Origin of the sequence: Microcystis sp. M109S1 (assembly GCF_020247025.1) — a bacterium.
GTDB lineage: Bacteria > Cyanobacteriota > Cyanobacteriia > Cyanobacteriales > Microcystaceae > Microcystis.
In genome coordinates, this window is sequence record NZ_JADBRW010000463.1 from 1 (window position 1) to 3,842 (window position 3,842).

Here is a 3,842-nt window from a genome sequence, read left to right on the forward strand (position 1 = left end):
AGAATCGTTTCCATTGAGGGAAGGGCAAGTCCTTCGGTAAAGCTGCCGAATTTTGCACCGAGTCCCCCAATTTGTTTGCCCAGTTCTTTGAGTTGTTTGTCAGTTTTCTGCTGTTGTCGGTCAGTTTCCTTGAGTTGTTGGGCGTTTTCCTTCTGTTGTTGACTGACTTCCTTCAATAGTAGGTCAGTTTCCTTGAGTTGTTTGTCAGTTTCTTTTTGAGCAGCAGTTAATTCGGCTTGAGCAGTCGCTAATTCGGCTAAGAGTCGCCATACGTCTTCTGATGTAGTTGCCATAGATAATTTTTTCCTGATGTCACCTATTCAATATTTTATCGGATTGCCACGCTTGCCGAAGGCACTGGGGAGCAGACTGCTGATTCAATTGGGTAAGGTGGAGGCTAATTAGTGGGACGAGAATCACCGCCACCAGCGACTAACATTCCTAATACTTTGATACACTTCTCTTAAGGCGACCAGTCCACCAAAATGAAGGATTAAAGGGACTAAGTTGGGAATAGAATTAACAATTATCTTCATTCTCTTTGATTTTTTGACTAATTCATGACTGGTTCGCTGAACGCTGGAAAATGCTAACGTTGATGGGTTATTCATTTGACAGATCATAGAGTTCTAAGCCTTGAATAAAACAAAAATCTCTCAAATTCAATGTATATAGCTTAATATTCTGCACTAATGCTGTTGAGGCAATGATAGCGTCAGGGATGTTGAGTTTGTGACTGAGGGAGTAGGTTTCCATTAAGTTAATAAATTGATTGGATATTGCGACATCTACAGGAAAGGTATGTAGCAATCCGAGATGTATTTTGATTTTGTTGAGTTCATTTTTATTGATTGCTCCATAATATAATTCGGCTTGAGTAATGGAACTAATGGCTAGTTGATTTAGTCCATGGCGAAGCTCTTCGATAATTCTATGGTTGTTTTTATAGAATTAAATGAGGATATTGGTGTCACATAAAATCATCGGTTTTCTTCTCGCCATGCTGCTTCACGGATAGATTTAGGGGTAATATCCCTGTCTTCCCACAATCCTGCTAAGGCAAAGAAGTCTTGCTCGTTATCAGATAATGTTGTTTGATCTTCGATGATTTCTACAGAGTCAACAAAATCTAAAGCAGTTAAAATTTTAGAGAGTGTTTCTGCTTTTTCTTGGTCACGAATGTGTACGATTAGTTGTTTCATGGTAGTTTATTTTGTATTGATTTGGTATTAATGATCATTGTCTAATTCTGTTTTTAGCCAATTAATCATCGGAGAACTAATACGAATTCCATAATCAACTAACTGTTGTGATAAATCTAAAATTTCTTGTTTAGATAGATAACCTGCATAAAAACCAACCAAGAGAATTCCTAATGTTCCTTTGACGGGTAATTCCATAGCTTTGGCAACTCTTCTTGCTAATTTCTCATCTATAATTACCCAGTCTGGTTTGATTGAAATTGCCAAGAGAATAACTTCTAATTCTCCTCGATCTAATCCTAGTAATAGCGGTTCAAGAGGAGATGATGATGCAACTTCTTGAACTTGAATCCAATTGGCATTTTTGAGTTCTTTTGCCCCCGGTTTATTATCTCCAGCGATGACAATTTCTTGATAAACTGCCCAAGGAATAATCACTTCATTAAATAGCTGATTAAGAAGATCTAATTGATTAATCAAAGATAAGGCGATGATCGGTGTAGAATTAACAATTATCTTCATTCTCTTTGATTTTTTGGGCTAATTTACGGCTGGTTTGTATTTCTGATTCCCATTCTTCTGCTGTGTAATCAATAATGGAAAAACCATACTCAGAGAGAAGTGTATAAAATGTATATTTATCGCATCCTAATACTTGTGCGCCGATTCCTGCTGAAATTTTTCCTTCTTGATAAAGATGTCCTAATGTATAAATTATGACTTTACGAGAGAATGCTTCTTTTTCTTCTCTGGCAGCAATGAGGAGTTCTTCGGGAAATGTTACATTAATGCTCATGAGTGTTTAAAAATAATTTGTTTTTCTTGATTTTAGCAAGAATAATAGATCTATTCACCATCGCTTTTTTGACTCGAAGCTGGAGATTGTGGTTAAAACGAGACAGGGCAATCACTTCCACCAGCGACTCACTTCCCTAATGCCTTGATAGACTTCTCTTAAAGCTGCAACCCCACCAAAATGAAGGATTAAAGGGACTAAGTTGGGAATAGTTTCGAGGAAATGAGGACGAGTGAGAGTACCCAAAGCATAAAAGGTTTTTTCCCAGAAGGATAGGTCAACATTGGCCGGGGTTAACACCTTAGTCAATTCTTGTAATGCCGATGCACGGTGGCATTCATCCCCAATCCCTCTGGCAACTTCTAAGGCTTCGGGCAACACTTCCGGTAAATGGGGGGCTAACCCTGTCAATGCACTTGCACGGTATCCTTCAAGCCCAATCGCTCTGGCGATTTCTAAGACTTCGGGTAACAAACTTTCAGGTAAATGGGGAGCTAACCCTGTCAATACCTCTGCACGGGAGGATCTATTTACAATCCCTCTAGCAACTTCTAAGGCTTCGGGTAATAAACTTTCAGGTAAATGGGGAGCTAACTCTGTTAATGCCTCTGCACGGCCGTATTTAGGCACATACCAACCAATCTCTTTAGCTGCGGCTAAGGCTTCGGGTAACACTTCCGGTAAATGGGGAACTAACCCTATCAATGCCCTTGCACGGTCGGATTTATCCCAAATCTCTCTAGCTACTGCTAAGGCTTCGGGTAAGATTTCCGGTAAATAGAGGGCTAAATGTATTAATACCCAAGCAAGGAAGGATTCATCCCCAATCTCTCTAGCTGTGGCTAAGGCTTCGCTTAAGAGATTTTCGGGTAAATGGGGGGCTAAACCTGCTAATGTCTCTCCACGTTTAGATTCATCCTCAATCTCTCTAGCTGTGGCTAAGGCTTCGCTTAAGAGATTTTCGGGTAAATGGGGGGCTAACCCTGCTAATGTCTCTCCACGTTTAGATTCATCCTCAATCTCTCTAGCTGTGGCTAAGGCTTCGCTTAAGAGATTTTCAGGTAAATGGGGGGCTAACCCTGTTAATGCCCTTGCACGGTCGGATTCATCCCCAATCTCTCTAGCTACGGCTAAGGCTTCGGGTAAGATTTCCGGTAAATAGAGGGCTAACTCTGTTAATGCCCTTGCACGGTCGGATTTATCCCTAATCTCTCTAGCTACGGCTAAGGCTTCGGGTAAGATTTCCGGTAAATAGGGAGCTAACCCTGTCAATGCCCTTGCACGGTCGGATTTATCCCTAATCTCTCTAGCTACGGCTAAGGCTTCGGGTAAGATTTCCGGTAAATAGAGGGCTAAATGTATTAATACCCAAGCACGGAAGGATTCATCCCCAATCTTTTTAGCTGTGGCTAAGGCTTCCGGTAAGATTTCCGGTAAATAGAGGGCTAACTCTGTTAATGCCCTTGCACGGTTGGACTCATCCCCAATCTTTTTAGCTGTGGCTAAGGCTTCCGGTAAGATTTCCGGTAAATAGAGGGCTAAATGTATTAATACCCAAGCACGGAAGGATTCATCCCCAATCTCTCTAGCTGTGGCTAAGGCTTCGCTTAAGAGATTTTCGGGTAAATAGGGAGCTAACCCTGTCAATGCCTCTGCACGGTTGGATTCATCCCCAATCTCTCTAGCTGTAGCTAAGGCTTCGGGTAATGGGACTTAAACAAAATTTAAGCCCAAACAAAGCCTAAACTGGCTTTGTAAGCGGCAAAAACATCCCGATTCTCGGTCAGCCACTCAAAGAAACGGAAAGACATCGCTGTCCGAAAAGCTTCCAAAGCTTCCACAAA

5 protein-coding genes and 1 pseudogene are annotated in these 3,842 nt (G+C 41.3%); all 6 read right to left on the bottom strand.

What is annotated here, in order from left to right; translation table 11 throughout:
- Window positions 1-293: pseudogene (locus tag IM322_RS22740) on the bottom strand (DUF3782 domain-containing protein); the annotation flags it as partial.
- Between the two features lie 310 nt (window positions 294-603).
- On the bottom strand, window positions 604-930 hold the full coding sequence (locus IM322_RS22745; RefSeq protein WP_353737538.1) for a type II toxin-antitoxin system VapC family toxin: 327 nt from the start codon (window positions 928-930) through the stop codon (window positions 604-606).
- Window positions 931-980: 50 nt separating this feature from the next.
- Window positions 981-1,202, bottom strand: coding sequence for a hypothetical protein (locus tag IM322_RS22750; RefSeq protein WP_002780145.1), 222 nt, complete (start codon window positions 1,200-1,202; stop codon window positions 981-983).
- Window positions 1,203-1,229: 27 nt separating this feature from the next.
- Complete coding sequence (locus tag IM322_RS22755; RefSeq protein ID WP_002770429.1) at window positions 1,230-1,724, bottom strand: PIN domain-containing protein; 495 nt, start codon at window positions 1,722-1,724, stop codon at window positions 1,230-1,232.
- Window positions 1,708-1,998, bottom strand: a complete 291-nt coding sequence (locus IM322_RS22760; protein WP_002770431.1) for a UPF0175 family protein — start codon at window positions 1,996-1,998, stop codon at window positions 1,708-1,710. The genes IM322_RS22755 and IM322_RS22760 overlap by 17 nt, the downstream gene beginning before the upstream one ends.
- A gap of 111 nt (window positions 1,999-2,109) precedes the next feature.
- Entirely contained in the window at window positions 2,110-3,645 is a 1,536-nt protein-coding gene (locus IM322_RS22765; protein WP_287713337.1) for an apoptotic protease-activating factor, read from the bottom strand.
- Between the last annotated feature and the right edge of the window lie 197 nt (window positions 3,646-3,842).

Excerpts from the sequence above, each read along its gene's own strand:
- IM322_RS22750 (WP_002780145.1), bottom strand. The coding sequence starts at position 1,202 with ATGAAACAACTAATCGTACACATTCGTGACCAAGAAAAAGCAGAAACA.
- IM322_RS22755 (WP_002770429.1), bottom strand. The coding sequence starts at position 1,724 with ATGAAGATAATTGTTAATTCTACACCGATCATCGCCTTATCTTTGATT.
- IM322_RS22760 (WP_002770431.1), bottom strand. The coding sequence starts at position 1,998 with ATGAGCATTAATGTAACATTTCCCGAAGAACTCCTCATTGCTGCCAGA.